Source organism: Hyphomicrobium sp., assembly GCF_036780825.1.
Classification (GTDB): Bacteria; Pseudomonadota; Alphaproteobacteria; order Rhizobiales; family Hyphomicrobiaceae; genus Hyphomicrobium_C.
Genome location: NZ_DAIQCD010000024.1, coordinates 1 through 17,587 on the forward strand (window position 1 = coordinate 1; position 17,587 = coordinate 17,587).

The following is a 17,587-nucleotide window of genomic DNA, read 5'->3' on the forward strand; positions in this document are numbered from 1 at the left end:
AAATTAATATGCAACTGCAGATTGCATCTCTATGAGGAGAACACGTAACGGACCGGGGAAAACGCACAAAACGCCATTGACCAGAGCATGGAGAATTGACCGGCAATATCTGGAGGAGATCGCCCCTTATGCTTCGGCAGCCCGCAGAGAGCGGGCTTGGGGCGGCGGTCGAGACTGCGGGCGCGCGCAGGAACTTTCTAAATCCGAACCTTCATGGACTGGATGCTGGTGAGCAGATCCATACCAATGCCGAGCTCCTCCTGTCCTCCCAACAGCATGGAGGGGATGGAGGAAACGGACTGCGGGTTCTCGATGTCGTAGAGCGCCGCAAACCGGGCCAGGAACTTCTCCACCTTCGCCGGGTCTTTGAAATCTTCGATATTGATGCGGCTCGAGATCATCTTCGCCAGAACATCGATGTCCGCCTGCGCGGCCTCATCCGGCAATCCGAGCGCCGTCATCACAACCTCGAGCAGCGCCTTGTCGGCCAGGATGCCGTAGGCGGAGGTGATGCTTGAGGCTTTGCGCTGGAAATAGAGGGCGAGACGCACGCCCTGATTATCATCGCCGGCCTTCTGCTCCATGGTCTGGCGGATGTAGAGATCCTGCGTGTCCTTCAGCGATGCGGGATCCTGCACCAGTCCAAGCGCCGTCCGCCTCGCCCGGCCATCTGTTCCGAAGTTGAACGCCTCGGCCACCTCGCGAAGACGCGTGTTGCTCGCTGTATTAGCAAAGCTCTTCGGGTCGTCCAGATCACTCATCAGCGCCTGCCGCAGCATCGCATCGGAAACGTCGTTCCCGAGGCCGTAGGCGGTGCGAATGAAGCTGACCAGACGCTGATTCGAAAGAAGTTGCTCCACACTCTCGATCGTGTCGATGGTCTCGCTGTAATAGTCGCTCTCGACCTGCCCGGCCGCCTTCTGATGATCATAAGGCCCGAGCGTAGCTGTATAGAGATCGATCGTTGACGACTTGAGGGACGCGAACTGCGCCTGCAGCGCCCCCTGCGGCTTTCCATCGGCACCGAAGTTGAACGCCTCCGCAAGCGCGACATAACGCGAATCCCGCAGCCGGTTTGCGTAGCTGAGTGGATCGCTCGTATCGCTCGTCAGAACCTGCCGGATCTTCGTCTTCGACTCATTGTCGGGATCGAGCCCGAACGCTCTCATGACGTAGCTGAAGACTCGGTCATCCTTGAGGATGTCGTCGACCGACAAAAATACACTCATGGCGAACCGGTAGTCGCGCGTGTGCAGGTCCTCGCTTTCAAGCGACTTCGCCTCATAATTGGCGAAGTATCCGTCGATCAGGCTGTCCTGCTGCTCGATCGTCTGCGCTGAAACGCCGGCATCGAGCGAGCCGTCGGCATTGAAATTGAACATCGCCGCAAGCTTCGCGTACTCCGGCTTGCTGTTTGCGTAGCTGTCAGGATCCGAGAGGTCGCTGGTCAGGATGTCCCGCACCATCTGGCTAGAGACGAGCACCGGGTCGATCCCCGCCGCGACCACCGCGTAGTCGCGCAGCATGTGGTTGCCAACGAGATCATCGACCGACGTCACGCCTCCGATGAGGCTCGTATAGACGCTCGTCTTGAAGGCAGCCGCTTGCGGGGATGCGCCGGCTCCCGTCTCCTCGTAGTTGAAATAGATCGTCTCGGTCAGTTGCGCCGTCGTCTGCGCCTGCCCGCCAGGCGCGACGCTGCCGTCACTCTCGAATGAGAATGCCGCCGCGAGCTTTTCGTACTTGGCGTAATTCGGTGAGCCCTCGACGACGGACAGGTCGCCGCTGATCACGGCTTTGATCGCCGTCTCCGACGCGATGCTCGCATCGATGCCAAAAGCTGTCAGCGCGAACTTGAAGAGCCGTTCGTCATTGACGAACTGGTCCGCCGACGAGATCGTTGCCATGCGCGCCTGATAATATGCGACTTCCTCCGCCGCCGCCTGGCCCTTCCGCAGCCGCTGCTCCGAATAAAGGCCCACGATGCTTTCGAGGTCCGAAGGGTCCTGCAGAACCAACGTGCCAGTCTTCACGTTGCCATCGGCGTCGAAGTTGAAGGCGCGCGCAAATTCCAGGTACCGCGTATCCACGAGCTTGCGGACGAAGCTGTCCTCTTGCGTAAGGTCGCTCTCCAGCACCTTGCGCATGAACGCCTTGGCATAGGTCATGTCCTCCAGGCCATGGGCCTTCATCGCGTAAGCGTAGAGGCGCTGATCCTTGAGAAGGTCGTCGACGGATTTAACTTTGCCGATGTTTTCCGTGTAATAGGCGTGCTCTCTGGCCACCTGCGCGTCGGAGAGCGTCCTCTGCACCGATTTGACGATATCGGCCGTGTACATGCGGTAGGAGAGAAACGTGGAGATCATCGCCGGCCCCGTAACGCAATCTTGCGGATCGAGCCTGATTCTCCGAGATCGGTGCGGATACGCACTGACTGAGAACGTGAATCAGCCTCTCAAACAATGACCTGGAGCGCGTTCACGCCAAAACGGCAATCCATCAAGCGTGTAAGCACACCAGACACGGCCGCGCGGCTCTCTGCACGAATCAGCTGCGGCCGGCCGAGTTTGGCCGAGCGAGCTTATCCGAATCTGCCCGCGCGTCGGCGAGGCCGCGCCGAAACGCGGCCAGACCGAGCGGATCGAGTCTAGATCGAAGCTGTAACGGGTCTCTTAACGGCGCATCGGAGGGTGCGTCCGGGCTATTTCTGAGCTTCCGCTTCCGCGAACTGGCGGGATGCCGTGGCTGCCGGCTGGGAGACCGTGCCGACGATCATGCCGAGACTTGTCAGGAACTCGCCCACATGCCGGCCGTCGAGGGCCGAGAGGAGCTTCTCCTCGATCCGGCGGACGATGGGCGAAACCGTCCGGAAAAGCCGCAAACCCTCCTCGGTGATCTTGACCTCGTAAGCCCTCGCATCATCCTGGTCGCGCTGCCGCTGAATAATGCCCTTCTTCAGCATGCGCCGGACAATGTCGGCCATCGTCGATCGATCGATGCCAGTTGCGTCTACGAGCTTGCTCTGGCTAAGGCCCTCGCCGGATGCCAGGGAGAAGAGGACGGCGTATTGGCGCGGCGTGAGATCGTAGCTCGCCATATCGTTCTGGTAGATCTCAGTCACCACCTGCACGGCCCTGTGGAAAAGATGGAGGGGCGACTGTCCAAGTTCTGCTTCTATCGAATTGCACGCCATAGTTGCCCTACCGTCCCCTTTTGCTCGCAAAGATAGCTACATGCCGAGGTGGTATTCCGTTTAAGTCGAAAACCTTCCGTCGACTTCTCAGTCGAGAAAACGTATTGAAATAGCAAAGGATGCGACGGCGCTCGCACCACGCAGCTTTATATGTCGACTGCTGGGGCACTGGGGGCAGACGAGCAATCGGATGATCTTTTCAACCCACGACGTTCATCCTAGGGAACGGATAAGCTATTGGCTCGAGGTCGCGACCCGTGGTTTCGTCGAGCACGAGTTCGGAACTGACGATGCGGCGACGTTTTCTGGGCGCGTGACGCTCGCAGCGTTGCCGGGTCTCGGATTGGCGACATTCGACGCCACGTCCGCGCGCGTCCGCCGCACGGAGCGCAGCGCGTCCCGCTCCGACAATGGCGATCTTCTGATCAACGTGCAGCGGATCGGCGAAAGCCGCGTTTCCCAGGATGGCCGCGATTCCATCGTCCGCGGCCGGGCCATGTTCCTCGTTGATTCGCAGCGCCCGTTCGAGATCGACCTCCGGACCTTTTGCTCGAACGTGGTTGTACGGGTGCCCCGTGCCGAGCTCGAGGCCCGCATGGGCAATCTGGCCGGTGTGACCGCGCGCCCGATCACGACCGCAAGCGGCGTCGGGTCTGTGGCGATGGGCTTTCTCGAGCTCTTGCCGAAGGAAGCGGGCAAGGTCGGCGACATCGCGGGCCTGAAGATCGCCGCGCAGGCCTTGGACCTTGCCGCGCTGGCATTTTCCGCTGAGGAGAACATGGGCACGTCCCTGTCCTCCGCACGGGCGACCGCACTTCTCCGCCTCAAGGCGACCATCGAGCGGCTCCTGATCGATCCCGGCCTCAAACCCGTGCGGGTTGCAGCGGAAACCGGGATTTCCGTGCGCTACGCCAATGCGCTGCTGGCCGAGGAGGATACGTCCATCGAGCGCTACATCGCAGACCGCCGCCTGGATCGCTGCCGCCGTGCCCTCGAAGATCATACGCAAAGCCACCGCGCCATCGGCGAAATTGCCTTCAACTGGGGGTTTTCCGACCTCTCGCACTTCGGCCGCCGCTTCAAAGCCCGATATGGAATGACTCCGACGGAGTACCGGCGCCAGGCGGAAGCCGCGGCCGCCAAGCAGCGGGGGGATTGGCCGGTTCCGGCTGCGGACATCGCCAATCGCCGCAATCGGGAAAAACGACCCTGCGAATCCTGCTGACCGGACCCCTATCCGCCCTGTCCTCGCCGGCGTGCGACGCGATGAGCGGCCGGTAGCTAGCGGAAAGGTCTTGGCAGCGCGCACAAGATCATCAACAAGACTGGAATGTCGAAGAAAATAGCCGGGCCCGAGATCGAGCGGCTCATTCAGCTTCTGGCCCGCCTGCCCGGCCTCGGGCCGCGCTCGGCGCGCAAGGCCGCGCTCGCACTCTTGAAGCGCCGGGAGGATCTGCTCGTCCCCCTCTCGGAAGCGCTCGCCACCGCCGTACGCACCATCGTCATGTGCCCGGTCTGCGGCAGCCTCGACACGGTGTCGCCCTGCACCATCTGCCGCGATGAGCGGCGCGACCGGGAGGTGATCGTCGTCGTCGAGGAGATGGCCGACCTCTGGGCCCTCGAGCGCGCGGCCGTCGTCAACGGCACGTATCATGTGCTCGGCGGCCACCTATCGCCTCTCGACGGCATCGGTCCGGAGCGGCTCAACATTGCGGGTCTCCTCGACCGCGCCGCCTCCGGCCCGGTCAAGGAGATCATCCTGGCGCTTAATGCCACTGTTGAAGGTCAGTCGACCGCCCACTATCTGACGGAGCAGCTGGCTCCCACCGGCGTCATCGTCTCGCGTCTCGCTCAGGGCGTCCCAATCGGCGGCGAGCTCGACTATCTAGACGAAGGCACGCTGGCTGCCGCAATCAAGGCTCGTAAACGCATCTAGAATGCGCCCGGCCGGGACGTACGATCAAACAAGAAGCTTGGAACCGTTCCGGCATCCTGCTTGAACCGGAATGGTCTTAGAGTGCTTCCGGAAAAGTGGGAAAATAAATACTTAGAGCCGTTCCCCGATTCCGCCGAAACCGGAACGGCTCTAAAGCTCCCGTCCGCGGGCCGCGGAGCCAGAGGGTTTTCATGGACGCTCGACCGGAGATGGCCGCGCAGCCGCCTGCGCCACCGATATTCGCCTCGGGCTCTTTGCTGCGCCACATTCTGGTCATGAGCGGCGCCGGTGGCGTCGGTCTCGGCGCCATCTTCCTGAGCGACCTCGCCAATATCGTCTTTCTATCCTGGCTCGAGGACCAGGCGGTGCTTGCGGCCGTCGGATACGCCAGCTCGATCCTGTTCTTCATGACATCGGTCGGCATCGGCCTCGCCATTGCAACGAGCGCCCTCGTCTCGCGTGCACTCGGCGCCCGGCGAACCGTCATGGCTCGCCGCCTTTCGGTGAATGCGCATCTTGCCAATCTGGTCGTCGGCGTCGCCGCGGCGGTCCTGATCTATCTGACCATTCCGTGGCTGCTGACGCTGCTCGGCGCCACGGGGCACACTCATGATCTTGCCGCGCGCTATCTCTACATTCTGACGCCGTCGACGCCCGCTCTCACGCTTGCGATGGCGTCCGCTGCCGTGCTCCGCGCGGCGGGTGACGCACGCCGTGCCATGAACGTCACGCTCTACGGTGCGCTCGTCAACACGGCGCTGGATCCGATCCTCATTCTCTTCGTCGGCCTTGGCATGGACGGTGCCGCCTGGGCCACCGTCACCGCCCGCCTCGTCTTCATGGCGGTTGGACTTTATGGCGTGATCCGCGTGCATGGCCTCCTAGCGCGTCCGCGCCTGAAGGCGTTCATCACCGACGTGCCGGCGTTCGCCGCCATTGCCGTGCCCGCCATCCTGACCAACATCGCAACACCCGTGTCCAATGCCTATGTCACGGCAGTCATCGCCATCTATGGCGACGAAGCGGTCGCCGGCTGGGCCATCATCGGACGCATCCTCCCCGTGGCCTTTGGCGCCATCTACGCACTTTCGTCATCGATCGGCCCCATCATTGGGCAGAATTTCGGCGCCCGCGAAGGCCAGCGCATGCGCCACGCATTCAAGCTCGCGCTGGCCGTCAACGTTGCCTTCACGGCCGTTGCCTGGTTGCTCCTGGCCTTATTCTCACAGAGCCTCATCAGCGCCTTCAGCGCCACAGGCGAGGCAGCGAGCCTGATCCATCTCTTCAGCATCTGGCTCGCGCCTTTGTTCACGTTCATGGGCGCTCTCTTCGTCGTCAACGCCGTTTTCAACACGCTCGACTTTCCCCATTACGCAACACTGCTCAACTGGGGCCGCGCGACGATCGGCACCATCCCACTGGTCCATCTGGGAGGCTGGTTCGCGGGCGCTCAAGGCGTTCTTTTCGCGCACATGGCGGGGGGCGTCGTATTCGGTGTGATCGCCGTATGGCTTTGCCTGCGTCTCTTCGAACGCCTGCTTGCCGAGGATGCAGAAAGCGTCCGCGCGTCCCTCCACTGAGGATCCAGAGCCTTCGAACCTGTGCATGCTGCGCCGGCAAGGCCCCCCTGCCCTGTTGATCGGCGCACCGCTCATATAGGCTCGGCTGCAATCGAATCGGCATGATCGGCCCGCGCAGCGCAGTGACCCAGCCAATCTCGGAACGGATCGCGATCGTCGCGCCTTCTCTCGAAGCCGCCGCCATCCTGCGGCGCGACTTCATCGCCTGGCTCACCGGCCACGGACACCGTGTGCTGTGCCTCACGCCGCCTGGCGCCGGCCGGCATATTCTCGCTTTGCGTGCAATCGGCGCCCAACATCGCGTCGTAGAGCTGCCGCACCCCACCCTGCGCATCCTGGCCGACTGGCAGCAGATCACCGCGCTCACCGCACAATTTCGCGATTGGCAGCCCAATATCGTGTTGGGCTCCGGCCTGCCCACGCTCATGTTCGCCGCCCTCGCGGCACGTCGCGCCGGCGTGAGGCGCGTCGTGAGCCTTATCAACGGCCTGCCGAACGACGGCATTGCAAGTCTCGGCCGCCGGCGCTTTGCGCACGCCCTCCGCGCCAGCGACGCCGCCGTGTTCCACAACCGCGAAAACTTGGCAACGCTGACGCATCTCGGCCTCCTCTCTCCGAACCTGCAGACGCTCGTGGTGCCTGGCAGCGGCGTCGATCTCAAGCGCTTCCGCGCCAAGCCCTTGCCTCCGCAAGAGAAGGGGCTCGTATTCCTCATGCTCGCCCGGCTCGAGCGCCGCCGCGGCGTGCTCGAGTACAAGGCCGCCGCCGAGCACCTCAAGGCGCAATGGCCCAACGCGTCGTTCCGCTTCGCCGGGCCGCCGAGCACGGCTCCCGACGCCATTGCGCCCGAAAGTCTCGCTGACGGCGGGGCCGTCGAATATCTCGGCGAGCTGGAGGACGTGCGCCCCGCCCTCGCAGCCTGCCATGTCTTCGTCTATCCGTCCTATGGTGAGGGCATGCCGCGCGCCGCGCTCGAGGCGTTGGCGACGGGCCGGCCGGTCATCACCACGCATACGCCGGGCTGCTCGGACGTCGTGGACGAAAAGGTTTCGGGCTGCCTTGTGCCGCCTGCAGACACGGCCGCCCTCGCCATCGCCATGGAAAGCTATCTCCGAAACCCGCATCTGCTTCCGGCGGGCTCGCGCGCCGCCAGGCTCAAGGCCGAGCGCCGTTTTGACGCCAAGCGGGTGAACACCGCCCTGGCCCGCAGTCTCGGCGTCTCCTGACCAGAGCCGCGGGTCCCGTAGCGTCGATCCTCGGATTGACCCGCCAAGCGGACTTCCTTATTTCATCTTCATGTCCACCTTACCCATCATATGCCTACCGGATCCCCTGCTTCGCCAGGTCTCGGCGCCCGTCGAGCGCGTCGATGCTGAGCTCCTGAAGCTCGCCGACGACATGCTGGAAACCATGTACGACGCGCCGGGCATTGGCCTCGCGGCGATACAGGTGGGGGTACCGAAACGGCTCATCGTGCTTGACGTCTCCGAGGACGAGGATCAGCCCGATCCGATGACGCTCATCAACCCTGAGATCCTCAAGATCGACGGGGATCTGGTGCACGTGCACGAGGAGGGGTGCCTCTCGATTCCCGACGTCCGCATCGAGATCGAGCGGCCGGCGAGCGTCGTCGTGGGCTATCTGGACCGCGAAGGAAAGCCGCGGGAGCTTCCTGCCGAGGGTCTTCTCGCAACCGCCCTCCAACACGAGATCGACCATCTGAACGGCAAGCTCATCATCGATTTCCTGTCGCGTCTGAAGCGCGACATGGTCGTGCGCAAGTTCAAGAAGCTGGCCCGCGAAGCGCCGGCCGATTAGCTAGAGCAAATCCCATTCAAGCGGGATCGCCCGAAATGGCTGAAGATGTTCGCTCAAACAAGACGATAGAGACTTTGCAGTGAGCGCAAGCGAACGGAAAATGCTCTAGCCTCTCCTCCCACTCTCGCGCCGGAACACCCCATGCCGCTCAAGATCGTATTCATGGGAACGCCTGATTTCTCGGTTCCGGCGCTCGATGCCATTCGCGACGCGGGCCACGAGATCGTGGCCGTCTACAGCCAGCCGCCACGTCCCGCCGGACGTGGCATGGCGGAGCGTCCCTCCCCTGTCCACGCTCGCGCCGAGGCTATGGGCCTCCCCGTACGCACCCCGCGCTCGCTCAAGGAGCTGGAGCAGCAAACGCTCTTTGCCGACCTTGCGGCCGATGCCGCTGTCGTCATCGCGTACGGTCTCATACTGCCACCGGCTATCCTCGCCGCCCCCCGGCTCGGCTGTTTCAATGTGCACCCGTCCGCCCTGCCGCGGTGGCGCGGCGCAGCCCCCATCCAGCGCGCCATCATGGCCGGCGACACCGAGACCGCCGTGATGGTGATGCAGATGGACGAAGGGCTCGATACCGGCCCCGTCGACCTTTCGAAAAGCGTACCCATCGGCCCGGACACGACCGCCGGCCAGCTCCACGATATCCTGGCGCGCCGCAGCGCTGCGCTGATCGTGCATGCCCTGGCCGAGTTGGAGCGGGGCAAATTCGTGGCCGTTCCGCAATCAGAGAATGGCGTGACCTACGCCGCCAAGATCGAGAAGAAAGAAGCCGAGATCGACTTCACGAAATCGGCGTCCGAGGTGCACAACCATATCCGCGGCCTGTCACCCTTTCCGGGAGCCTGGTTCGAAGCGACCCCGCAGGATGGAAAACCGGAGCGCATCAAGGTGCTTCGTTCGACCCGCGCCGAAGGCACTGGTGCGCCAGGTGAGATCCTGGACGATGAAATGACCATCGCCTGCGGCCAGGGGGCAATCCGCCTCCTCGAGGTGCAGCGCGCCGGCAAGCGTGCCATGAACACGCAGGAATTCCTGCGCGGTTTTCCCATGCGGCCCGGCACGCGCCTCGGGCAGCCGAACGCGCATTAAGCATCCGCGCAGAACTTCCCCTCCGATCGGAGCGTTGCCTTTTACTCTGCCAGCATGCTCTCTGGAGAAGATCGATGATCCGCATGCTTGCCGCCGCCTCGGCGACCGTTTTTCTTTCTTTCGCAGCCATCTCGGCAGGCGCCGGCGAGTCCACCACGACGCGCATCATTCCCCAAAACGTCTACGGCGCCACCGTGACCGTCGAGCGGGGCGTCCGCGTCACGCGCCCGCTGCCGCCCGAAGGGCACGTAATCGTCAACCCCGGCAATCGCACACCGCTCAGCCTCAACATCTACGAGCCTGGCGTGCCGTTCGTGCAAGAGCGGCGTTAGAGCCTGATCGTTCGAGGGTGGCGCGGACACGCACCCATCGAGAACGTGAATCAGTCTCCTCAATAGAGCGCACGAGAAGCTTGAGGCGCGCCTCAGAGCCCGCTAGGCAGGGCCATGATGCCAAGAAGCGATAGTTCACGCGCCCCATGCCCCGCTACCGTCTGACAATTGAATACGATGGAACGCCTTTCGTCGGCTGGCAGATTCAGCCCGAGGGCACGTCCGTGCAAGGAGCGCTTGAAAGCGCGATTACCAAGCTGACGGGCGTTTCCGCCGGCATTCGCGGGGCCGGCCGCACCGACGCAGGCGTTCACGCGCGCGGGCAGGTGGCCCATGTCGATATCGAGAAGGCGTGGCCCGCTGACAAAATCCGCGACGGACTCAACTTCTACCTGAAGCCCCTACCGATCGTCGTGCTCGACTGCACCTCCGTGTCACCGGATTTCGATGCCCGCTTCAGCGCCACAACCCGCCATTATCTCTATCGCATCCTACCCCGGCGCGCGCCGCCGGCCCTGGAGCGTCATCGTGTCTGGTGGATACCGCGCACCCTGAATGCGGAAGCCATGCGCGAGGCCGCCGCCGTGCTCGTCGGCCGTCATGACTTCACGACCTTCCGCGCGTCCCAATGCCAGGCGAAGTCTCCGCTCCGCACGCTCGATCGCCTGGACGTTACGCGAGACGGCGAGGAGATCTGCATCTTCGCCTCGGCCCGTTCGTTCCTGCACAATCAGGTGCGCTCCATGGTGGGCAGCCTGAAGCTTGTCGGCGACGGAAAATGGTCGAAGGAGGATCTTGCGCAGGCGCTCGCGGCACAGAACCGTGCCGCTTGCGGCCCGGTGGCTCCCGCAGCCGGCCTCTATCTCATGTCTGTCGACTATGACCGGCCGCTGGACGAGGCGCCTCGTGCGAGCGAACAACCTAGAAAGCCAAGTCCACCAAGCGTGAACACGCTCTAGAGCCACGCTCGCTTCGGAGCGAGCGCGCGCACCATCAGAGCGGCACCGAGATGATGGCGCGCAGGCCCCCCATCGAGCTTTCGCCGAGTGTGACCTCGCCACCGTGGCTCTTGGCGATATCGCGCGCGATCGCGAGACCGAGGCCGCTGTTACCGTCGTCCTGGTTGCGCGAGCGGTCGATGCGGTAGAATGGCCGGAACACGTTGGCGCGCTCGGACGGAGGAATGCCGGGCCCGTTATCGTCCACCTCGACGCGCAGCCATGAGCCCTCCGTCGCCGCGCGGATCACGATCTGGTCGCCATAGCGCACCGCGTTCGAAACCAGGTTGGTGATCGCGCGCTTGAAGGCCTGCCGCTTGAGCGGAAGCATGATGTCGCCCCGCCGGCGCCGGAGCTTGAGCTCGATGGCCGTACCGTAAACCTGGGCTTCCTCGTGCACCTCCTCGAGAAGTTCGGTGAGGTTCGTCATCGTCGCCTCCTCGCCGCCGTCGCCGCGCGCAAACGCGAGATAGTCCTCGAGCATGTGGGCCATTTCGTCGACGTCGGACTTGAGCGACTGCACCTCCGGCGTCTCGCCCATGAAGGCGAGCTCGAGCTTGAACCGCGTGAGCACGGTACGAAGATCGTGGCTGACGCCCGCGAGCATGGTCGTGCGCTGCTCGACGTGCTGGCGAATGCGGCTGCGCATTTCGATGAAGGCGGTTGCCGCCTGACGCACCTCGCGGGCGCCGCGCACCTGGAAGTCGTCTGCCATCGGCCGCCCCTTTCCGAAGGCATCGGCGGCATCGGCAAGACGCAGGATCGGCCGGATCTGATTCCTGAGAAACAGAATAGCGACAGTGAGCAGGATCACGCTCGATCCCACCATCCAGAGCAGGAAGATGTGCGAGTTCGAGGCGTAGGTCTGCGTGCGCACGGCGAGGAAGCGCAGGATCGATTCCGTATGCTGCACCCGGATTTCGACATGGCGCGACTGACCCACCGTATCGATCCAAAAGGGACGCTTGACCTGCCGCGAGATCTCCTTCGAGAGCGCTCGGTCGAGCAGATCGAAGAACGGCTTCTGGCGCGCTTCGGGCAGGTCACCGGGCGGCAGGATCTGCATCGAAAGGCTAAGCCGCTCGCGGGCGATGCGAATGATCTCGTCGTACTCGCTCGTCTCCGCCTTGTCGTAGAAATCGATCAGCGCCGCAATGTCGCGCGCCGTCGTCTCGGAGAGGCGCCGGGTCACGTTCTGCCAGTGGCGCTCCATGAAGACAAACGCGATCACGCCTTCGAGCACCACGATGGGAGCGATGATGATGATGAGCGCGCGGGCATAGAGGCCCTTGGGCATTTTCTCGGCCATGAGGCCGACGGCGCTCTTGTACCAGGACTTGAGCGTTGCCAGCGCCGGCGCCGACGCGTCCATGACGGAGCGGAGCGCCCGGCCGGCGCGGCCCGATGCGGACGTTGAGGGGCCGGGCATATCCAAGGTGTTAGTCCGCGTAGAGAATGTAGCCCTTGCCGCGCACGGTCTGCAGGTAGACCGGATTGGAGGGATCGGTTTCTATTTTGCGGCGCAGTCGGTTGATCTGCACGTCGATGGCGCGGTCGCTGCCCGTCGCATCCTCCGTCGAGAGCTCGTGGCGCTGGATCGGCACCCCCGGCTTCTGCGCGAACTGGCGCAGAAGATCACGCTCGCGCTCGGTAAGCTTGATTGTTTCATTGTTCCGCTTGAGCTCGCCGCGCGCGATGTGGAACACGAGGGTGCCCATGCGCAGCTCGTCGGACTGGTTGGCCGGCGTGGTCTGTGCCGCCTGTCCGCGCCGCAGGATATTGCGCAGCCGCAGGAGAAGCTCACGCGGCTCGAACGGCTTCGAGATGTAGTCGTCCACGCCGACCTCGAGCCCCTCGATACGCTGCTCCGGCTCGGCGCGCGCGGTCAGCATGCAAATCGGGATGTCGCGCTGAGCCTTGATCTCCCGCGCAAGCTCAAGCCCGCTGATGCCCGGCATCATGACGTCGAGCAGAACGATATCGAAATCAAGCCCGCGGAGCGAGGCCTGGGCCGTCTCAGCGTCCGCCGCTGCCGTCACGCGGAAACCCTGCGAATAAAGATAGCGCGCGAGCAGGTCGCGGATTTTCTGATCGTCGTCCACGATCAGAACGTGCGGCGCGTCGTCCGGGAGCGGCTCCCTGCGTTGACTGGCTAACGAGGTCATGACCCGTTCTCTTCGCTCAACTTCTCGCTCTCTCGAGGCGTGCGAACCAGCCTCTCGACCTGCGCGCGATCCTCCTCGGAGATCATGGCGCAGAGAAAGCGCTTGATGGTGGCTTCCGCTTCCGGCCCCGCCGCCTCGAGCGCCGCTTCAATCCGCCCGACCTGAAGGGCTGTCATCCGATCGGAAAGCCGCGCCCCCTTGGGCGTCACGTAGAGCAGCCTCTCGCGGCGGTCCTGGGCCCCGGCCTTCTGCGTGATGAAGCCTTCACCGATGAGCTGCTTTAGCACGCGCGCCAGCGACTGCTTGGTGATCTTCAGGATCTCGAGAAGGTTGGCAACTCTGAGGCCGGGGTTCCGGTGCACGAAATGCAGCACGCGATGGTGCGCGCGCCCAAACCCGTATTGGGCCAGCGCGGCGTCCGGACCGCTGGTGAAATCCCGGTAGGCGAAAAACAGGAGTTCGACGTGCGCGATCAGATCCGGCTGCTTGCCAGCGGCCGGCAAGCCTTCCGAACCGGTGCGTGGCCGTCCGGCGCGGCGTGTGAGAGAGGAGGCGCGAGTTATGTCAGCCATGTTGACATATTTGAAGCCCATTGATACGTCTGGCAAGTCATTTTCGGACAGGGCGATCGATCGGATCGCGGCCGCGTGGGAGCGAGGCTCCGTTGCCGGCCATCGGTCGCGCCGCGGCTAGGACGCGGCGGTCTGCGAGCGCCTGGCACGAAAAGGCCCATGGCAAAGAGCCCCGGCAGGAGCACGGCGCACGAACGTCGGCGATTGCCGGTGATGAGGGTCATCGTGGCCCTGCCCGCCGCCCAGGATTTGCAAACCGAACAGGACGTAGCCATGGCTGAAATCGTTCCTTACCACGATCGCAACGGTTTCATCTGGATGGATGGCAAGCTCGTACCGTGGCGCGAAGCCAACGTCCACATCCTCACGCACGCGCTCCATTACGGCAGCGCCGTCTTCGAAGGCCTGCGGGCTTACGGCGGCGAGATCTTCAAGCTCACCGAGCATTCCGAGCGCCTTGTCGAGAGCGGGCGCATCCTCGAATTCGAGATCACCCAGAGCGTGGCCGAGATCGATCAGGCTTGCCGCGACGTGATGGCCGCCAACAAGCTCGTCGACTGCTACGTGCGCCCCATCGCCTGGCGCGGCAGCGAGCAGATGGGCGTTTCGGCGCAGAAGACGAAAATCCATCTCGCCGTCGCGGCCTGGGAGTGGGGCTCCTATTTCCCCATGGAGCAGCGCCTCAAGGGCATCCGCATCGGCTTCGCCAAGTACCGCCGCCCCGACCCCGCAACGGCGCCGACCCGGGCCAAGGCCGCGGGCCTCTACATGATCTGCACCATCGAGAAGCACCGCGCCGAGCGCGCGGGCTATGCCGATGCCTTGATGCTCGACTGGCGCGGCCGCGTTGCCGAGTGCACGGGCGCCAACATCTTCCTGATCAAGGACGGCGTGCTGCATACGCCCGAGGCGGATTGCTTCCTCGATGGCATCACGCGCCGTACGGTGATTGCGCTCGCCAAGAAGCGCGGGTTCGAGGTGCACGAACGCGCCATCATGCCCGAAGAGCTCGGTTCGTTCTCCGAGTGCTTCATCACCGGCACGGCCGCCGAAGTGACGCCCGTCTCCGAGATTGGCGAATTCCGGTTTACCCCTGGCCAGATCTCCGAGACGCTGCTCAACGACTATATGGCGCTCGTGCAGCCCGATAAGACCCTCGCTGCCGAGTAGGCCGCCGCTTCCCGAAATCCGATCCACATTTACAGGTGACGGCATCTGTCGGCACCTCTCGCCGCGCTTCGCGCCTGTCTCCGCTTGCCCGATGCCGAAAAGTGGCAGAAAGTAGGCGCCATGGGGTCTGGCCACGGAGTGAAGTCATGGCGATCCTGCAAAAAGCCGTATACGGCGGCGCGACTTTGGCCATCGTTCTCGGGGCGGCCATGCTGACGGCAGGCCCCGGTATGGCGCAGGAAGGGCCCGGCGGCGCCATTAATCCTGGCCGCGACTGTCAGACCATCACCACCTGCCGCTTCACCAAGGGCGGAAGCTACCGCGGCTGCCTCTCTTCTTATAGCTGCCGCGTCTGCCGCTATGTGGCCACGAAATGCGCCACCGGCGGCAACGGCCGGCGCTGTCTCACCTCCGTTTGCACCTGGGGCTGATTGCACTTGAGGCTCGCCCCGATGTAGTCCTCTCGGAAGCAACCGGGAGGGCAGCGAAGCGTGCATGACGTGGCGATTATCGGCGGCGGCCACAACGGTCTCACCGCGGCGGCGTATCTGGCGGGCGCGGGCCTCAAGGTCGTCGTGCTGGAAAAGAATGCGAACGTCGGCGGCGCCGCTTTCACGGAGGAGTTCGCGCCCGGGTTCCGCAACTCGGTTGCCGCCTACACCGTGAGCCTTCTGAACCCGAAGGTCATCCGCGACCTCGACCTGCCGCGCCATGGACTTCGCGTCGTCGAGCGTCCGGTGGCCAATTTCTGGCCGGTGGATGCGGAGCGCGCCTTGCTGATGCCCTACGGCCTCGCCGCGCGCCAGCGCGCCATTGCCGCCTTTTCCGAGCACGACGCGGCGCGCCTTCCCGATTACGACGCCGCCCTCGACCGCGCGGCCGCCGTGTTGAAGGGGCTCGTTCTCGAAACGCCACCCAATGCCGGCGGCGGCTTGCCGGCGTTTTGGAAGTCCGCGCGGCTCTCCCGCTCGATCCTCAAGCTGCCCCGTGAGGCGCAACGTGACCTCGCGGGCCTTTTCACGGAAAGCGCCTCGGATTTCCTCGCCCGCTGGTTCGAGAGCGACATCGTCAAAGCCGCATTCGCCTTCGATGGCATTGTCGGCACCTATGCCGCACCGTCGACGCCGGGCACCGCCTACGTGCTGCTCCACCATTGCTTCGGCGAGGTGAACGGCAAGGCCGGCGTGTGGGGGCATGCCGTCGGCGGCATGGGCGCCATCAGCGCCGCCATTGCCGCCACTGCCGTCGAACGGGGCGTCACCATCCGCACCTCTGCGCCTGTGCGTGAAATCGCGGTTGAGAAGGGCCGCGCCGCAGGTATCGTCTTGGCCGATGGAGAGCTTATCCGTGCGCGCGCCATCGCTGCCGCCGTGCCGCCAAAGCTCCTGTTCTCGCGCCTCGTGCCCGAGGGCGCCGTCGCGCCCGCGATCCACCGCCGCCTCGCGACGCTGAAATCGGGCTCCGGCACGTTCCGCATGAACGTCGCGCTGTCGGAGCTGCCCGACTTCACCTGCCGCCCGAACCGCAACGGAACCGAGCACCTCGGGTCCGGTATCGTCATCGGCCCGACACTCGATTACCTGGAGCGCGCCTGGCTCGACGCCCGCATCGAGGGCTGGTCAAGAGAGCCGGTGGTCGAGATGCTGATCCCCTCGACGCTCGACCACACGCTCGCGCCGCCTGGCCGCCACGTGGCAAGCCTGTTCGTGCAACATGTGGCGCCCCACCTGCCGGCGCCGCGCTCCTGGGCCGATCCTGCCGAGAAGGAACGATTCGCCGATCTCGTTATCGACACGGTGACGCGGCATGCGCCGAACTTCCGCTCGGCTGTCCTCGCCCGCCAAGTGCTTTCGCCGCTCGATCTCGAGGAGCGCTTCGGCATGATGGACGGCGACATTTTCCATGGCGCCCTTTCGCTCGATCAGCTCTTCGCGCTTCGTCCCGTCCTTGGCCACGCCGATTACCGCATGCCTTTGCCCGGCCTCTATCTTTGCGCGTCCGGTGCCCACCCCGGCGGTGGCGTCACCGGTGTTCCGGGGCACAATGCAGCACGCGAAATCATTCGTGATTTCAAGCGCCGGTTGCGGTGAAAAAGGACCTGAAAAATCTCCTTTTTATGCCCCCTTAGGCTCGCATGTGAGCTATCAAACATATGATATAGCAGCGAAAAATCGTATCAATCCGGGTCCGGATTTAACGGTTTGTAAAGCCATTCAGCGGAGCTTCGAGTTAAGTGAATCGCAATGATTCTGAGGAGCTGCGAGATGGGCAAGCTTTCGATCTACATGGCCATGAAACGGGACTTGGCGTTCGAGTTCGAGCGGGAATTGCGCGCCGTGCGTAACCTGATCCTCGGCGTCACGCGGCTTTCCGGCACCGAATATACGATCGAACTGATCGGCAATGAGGGCTTCGTGGGCGGCAGCCGTGCCCGCGCGGCGTTCATCGAGGCATTCCATGCCGCGACCCACGAGGCGCTGGTGAAGTACGCCCACGATCTCGCCCACGAATGCCTTGAGCACGGGATGGACCAGGAGATCGTGAGCAGCGCCCTTGGCGGCCAGCCACCTTTCCAGGCCGGGCGGCCCATGCGCGAGCCGCAGCAGCATGCGCCTTCCCCGCACATGCCGACACACGACGGCTCCAACACCGTCCGCTTGGCCGCATGCGCCTGACCGGGCGGGACACACGTTTGAACCCTGATGACCCTACCTGGGGGAAGTTGGTCTAG

Annotated in this window: 17 protein-coding genes; 12 read left to right on the forward strand and 5 right to left on the reverse strand. The window is 63.9% G+C overall.

Translation table 11 applies throughout. The features are described 5' to 3' along the window. Positions 1 to 197 precede the first annotated feature (197 nt). Positions 198 to 2,366: a DUF1217 domain-containing protein gene (locus tag V7P99_RS10535; protein ID WP_333794775.1), complete on the reverse strand. Its 2,169-nt coding sequence runs from the start codon at positions 2,364 to 2,366 to the stop codon at positions 198 to 200. 335 nt (positions 2,367 to 2,701) lie between these two features. Next, a complete protein-coding gene (locus V7P99_RS10540) occupies positions 2,702 to 3,121 on the reverse strand; it encodes a MarR family winged helix-turn-helix transcriptional regulator (RefSeq protein WP_333794776.1) in 420 nt (139 codons plus the stop codon). Positions 3,122 to 3,383: 262 nt separating this feature from the next. On the opposite strand from V7P99_RS10540, the gene V7P99_RS10545 reads away from it, so the two are divergent. From V7P99_RS10545 to truA, 8 genes are all read left to right on the forward strand, one after another. Beyond that, positions 3,384 to 4,418: a helix-turn-helix domain-containing protein gene (locus V7P99_RS10545; RefSeq protein WP_333794777.1), complete on the forward strand. Its 1,035-nt coding sequence runs from the start codon at positions 3,384 to 3,386 to the stop codon at positions 4,416 to 4,418. Positions 4,419 to 4,523: 105 nt separating this feature from the next. Continuing rightward, on the forward strand, positions 4,524 to 5,129 hold the full coding sequence (gene recR / locus V7P99_RS10550; RefSeq protein ID WP_333794778.1) for a recombination mediator RecR: 606 nt from the start codon (positions 4,524 to 4,526) through the stop codon (positions 5,127 to 5,129). Between the two features lie 191 nt (positions 5,130 to 5,320). Continuing rightward, the gene (locus V7P99_RS10555) at positions 5,321 to 6,709 is read left to right on the forward strand and encodes an MATE family efflux transporter (protein WP_333794779.1); all 1,389 of its coding nucleotides are present in this window, start codon (positions 5,321 to 5,323) and stop codon (positions 6,707 to 6,709) included. Between the two features lie 101 nt (positions 6,710 to 6,810). Next, entirely contained in the window at positions 6,811 to 7,935 is a 1,125-nt protein-coding gene (locus tag V7P99_RS10560) for a glycosyltransferase family 4 protein (RefSeq protein WP_333794780.1), read from the forward strand. A 70-nt stretch (positions 7,936 to 8,005) separates the two neighbouring features. After that, positions 8,006 to 8,527 carry a peptide deformylase gene (def, locus tag V7P99_RS10565; RefSeq protein WP_333794781.1) on the forward strand — a complete coding sequence of 174 codons (522 nt, stop codon included), beginning with the start codon at positions 8,006 to 8,008 and terminating at the stop codon, positions 8,525 to 8,527. A 141-nt stretch (positions 8,528 to 8,668) separates the two neighbouring features. Beyond that, entirely contained in the window at positions 8,669 to 9,619 is a 951-nt protein-coding gene (gene fmt, locus V7P99_RS10570) for a methionyl-tRNA formyltransferase (RefSeq protein ID WP_333794782.1), read from the forward strand. 74 nt (positions 9,620 to 9,693) lie between these two features. Next, positions 9,694 to 9,951 (forward strand): hypothetical protein, encoded by a 258-nt coding sequence (locus tag V7P99_RS10575; protein WP_333794783.1) that lies wholly within the window; start codon positions 9,694 to 9,696, stop codon positions 9,949 to 9,951. Between the two features lie 146 nt (positions 9,952 to 10,097). Then, positions 10,098 to 10,910 carry a tRNA pseudouridine(38-40) synthase TruA gene (truA, locus tag V7P99_RS10580; RefSeq protein ID WP_333794784.1) on the forward strand — a complete coding sequence of 271 codons (813 nt, stop codon included), beginning with the start codon at positions 10,098 to 10,100 and terminating at the stop codon, positions 10,908 to 10,910. A 34-nt stretch (positions 10,911 to 10,944) separates the two neighbouring features. Here the strand turns inward: truA and V7P99_RS10585 are convergent, their stop codons facing one another. The 3 genes from V7P99_RS10585 to V7P99_RS10595 are packed head-to-tail and all read right to left on the reverse strand — an operon-like array spanning position 10,945 to position 13,686. Beyond that, the gene (locus V7P99_RS10585) at positions 10,945 to 12,378 is read right to left on the reverse strand and encodes an ATP-binding protein (protein ID WP_442909895.1); all 1,434 of its coding nucleotides are present in this window, start codon (positions 12,376 to 12,378) and stop codon (positions 10,945 to 10,947) included. A gap of 10 nt (positions 12,379 to 12,388) precedes the next feature. Next, positions 12,389 to 13,114, reverse strand: coding sequence for a response regulator transcription factor (locus tag V7P99_RS10590; protein WP_333794785.1), 726 nt, complete (start codon positions 13,112 to 13,114; stop codon positions 12,389 to 12,391). Beyond that, positions 13,111 to 13,686, reverse strand: a complete 576-nt coding sequence (locus tag V7P99_RS10595) for a MarR family winged helix-turn-helix transcriptional regulator (RefSeq protein ID WP_333794786.1) — start codon at positions 13,684 to 13,686, stop codon at positions 13,111 to 13,113. Before V7P99_RS10595 ends, V7P99_RS10590 begins: the two co-directional genes overlap by 4 nt. 273 nt (positions 13,687 to 13,959) lie before the next feature. Between V7P99_RS10595 and V7P99_RS10600 the strand changes: the two genes are divergently transcribed. The 4 genes from V7P99_RS10600 to V7P99_RS10615 all read left to right on the forward strand — a co-directional run bounded on the left by V7P99_RS10600 (position 13,960) and on the right by V7P99_RS10615 (position 17,531). Then, positions 13,960 to 14,856, forward strand: a complete 897-nt coding sequence (locus V7P99_RS10600) for a branched-chain amino acid aminotransferase (RefSeq protein ID WP_333794787.1) — start codon at positions 13,960 to 13,962, stop codon at positions 14,854 to 14,856. A gap of 146 nt (positions 14,857 to 15,002) precedes the next feature. Next, positions 15,003 to 15,287 (forward strand): hypothetical protein, encoded by a 285-nt coding sequence (locus V7P99_RS10605; protein WP_333794788.1) that lies wholly within the window; start codon positions 15,003 to 15,005, stop codon positions 15,285 to 15,287. 60 nt (positions 15,288 to 15,347) lie between these two features. After that, positions 15,348 to 16,946 (forward strand): phytoene desaturase family protein, encoded by a 1,599-nt coding sequence (locus V7P99_RS10610; RefSeq protein WP_333794789.1) that lies wholly within the window; start codon positions 15,348 to 15,350, stop codon positions 16,944 to 16,946. Positions 16,947 to 17,120: 174 nt separating this feature from the next. Next, positions 17,121 to 17,531, forward strand: coding sequence for a hypothetical protein (locus V7P99_RS10615; protein WP_333794790.1), 411 nt, complete (start codon positions 17,121 to 17,123; stop codon positions 17,529 to 17,531). Positions 17,532 to 17,587: the final 56 nt, after the last annotated feature.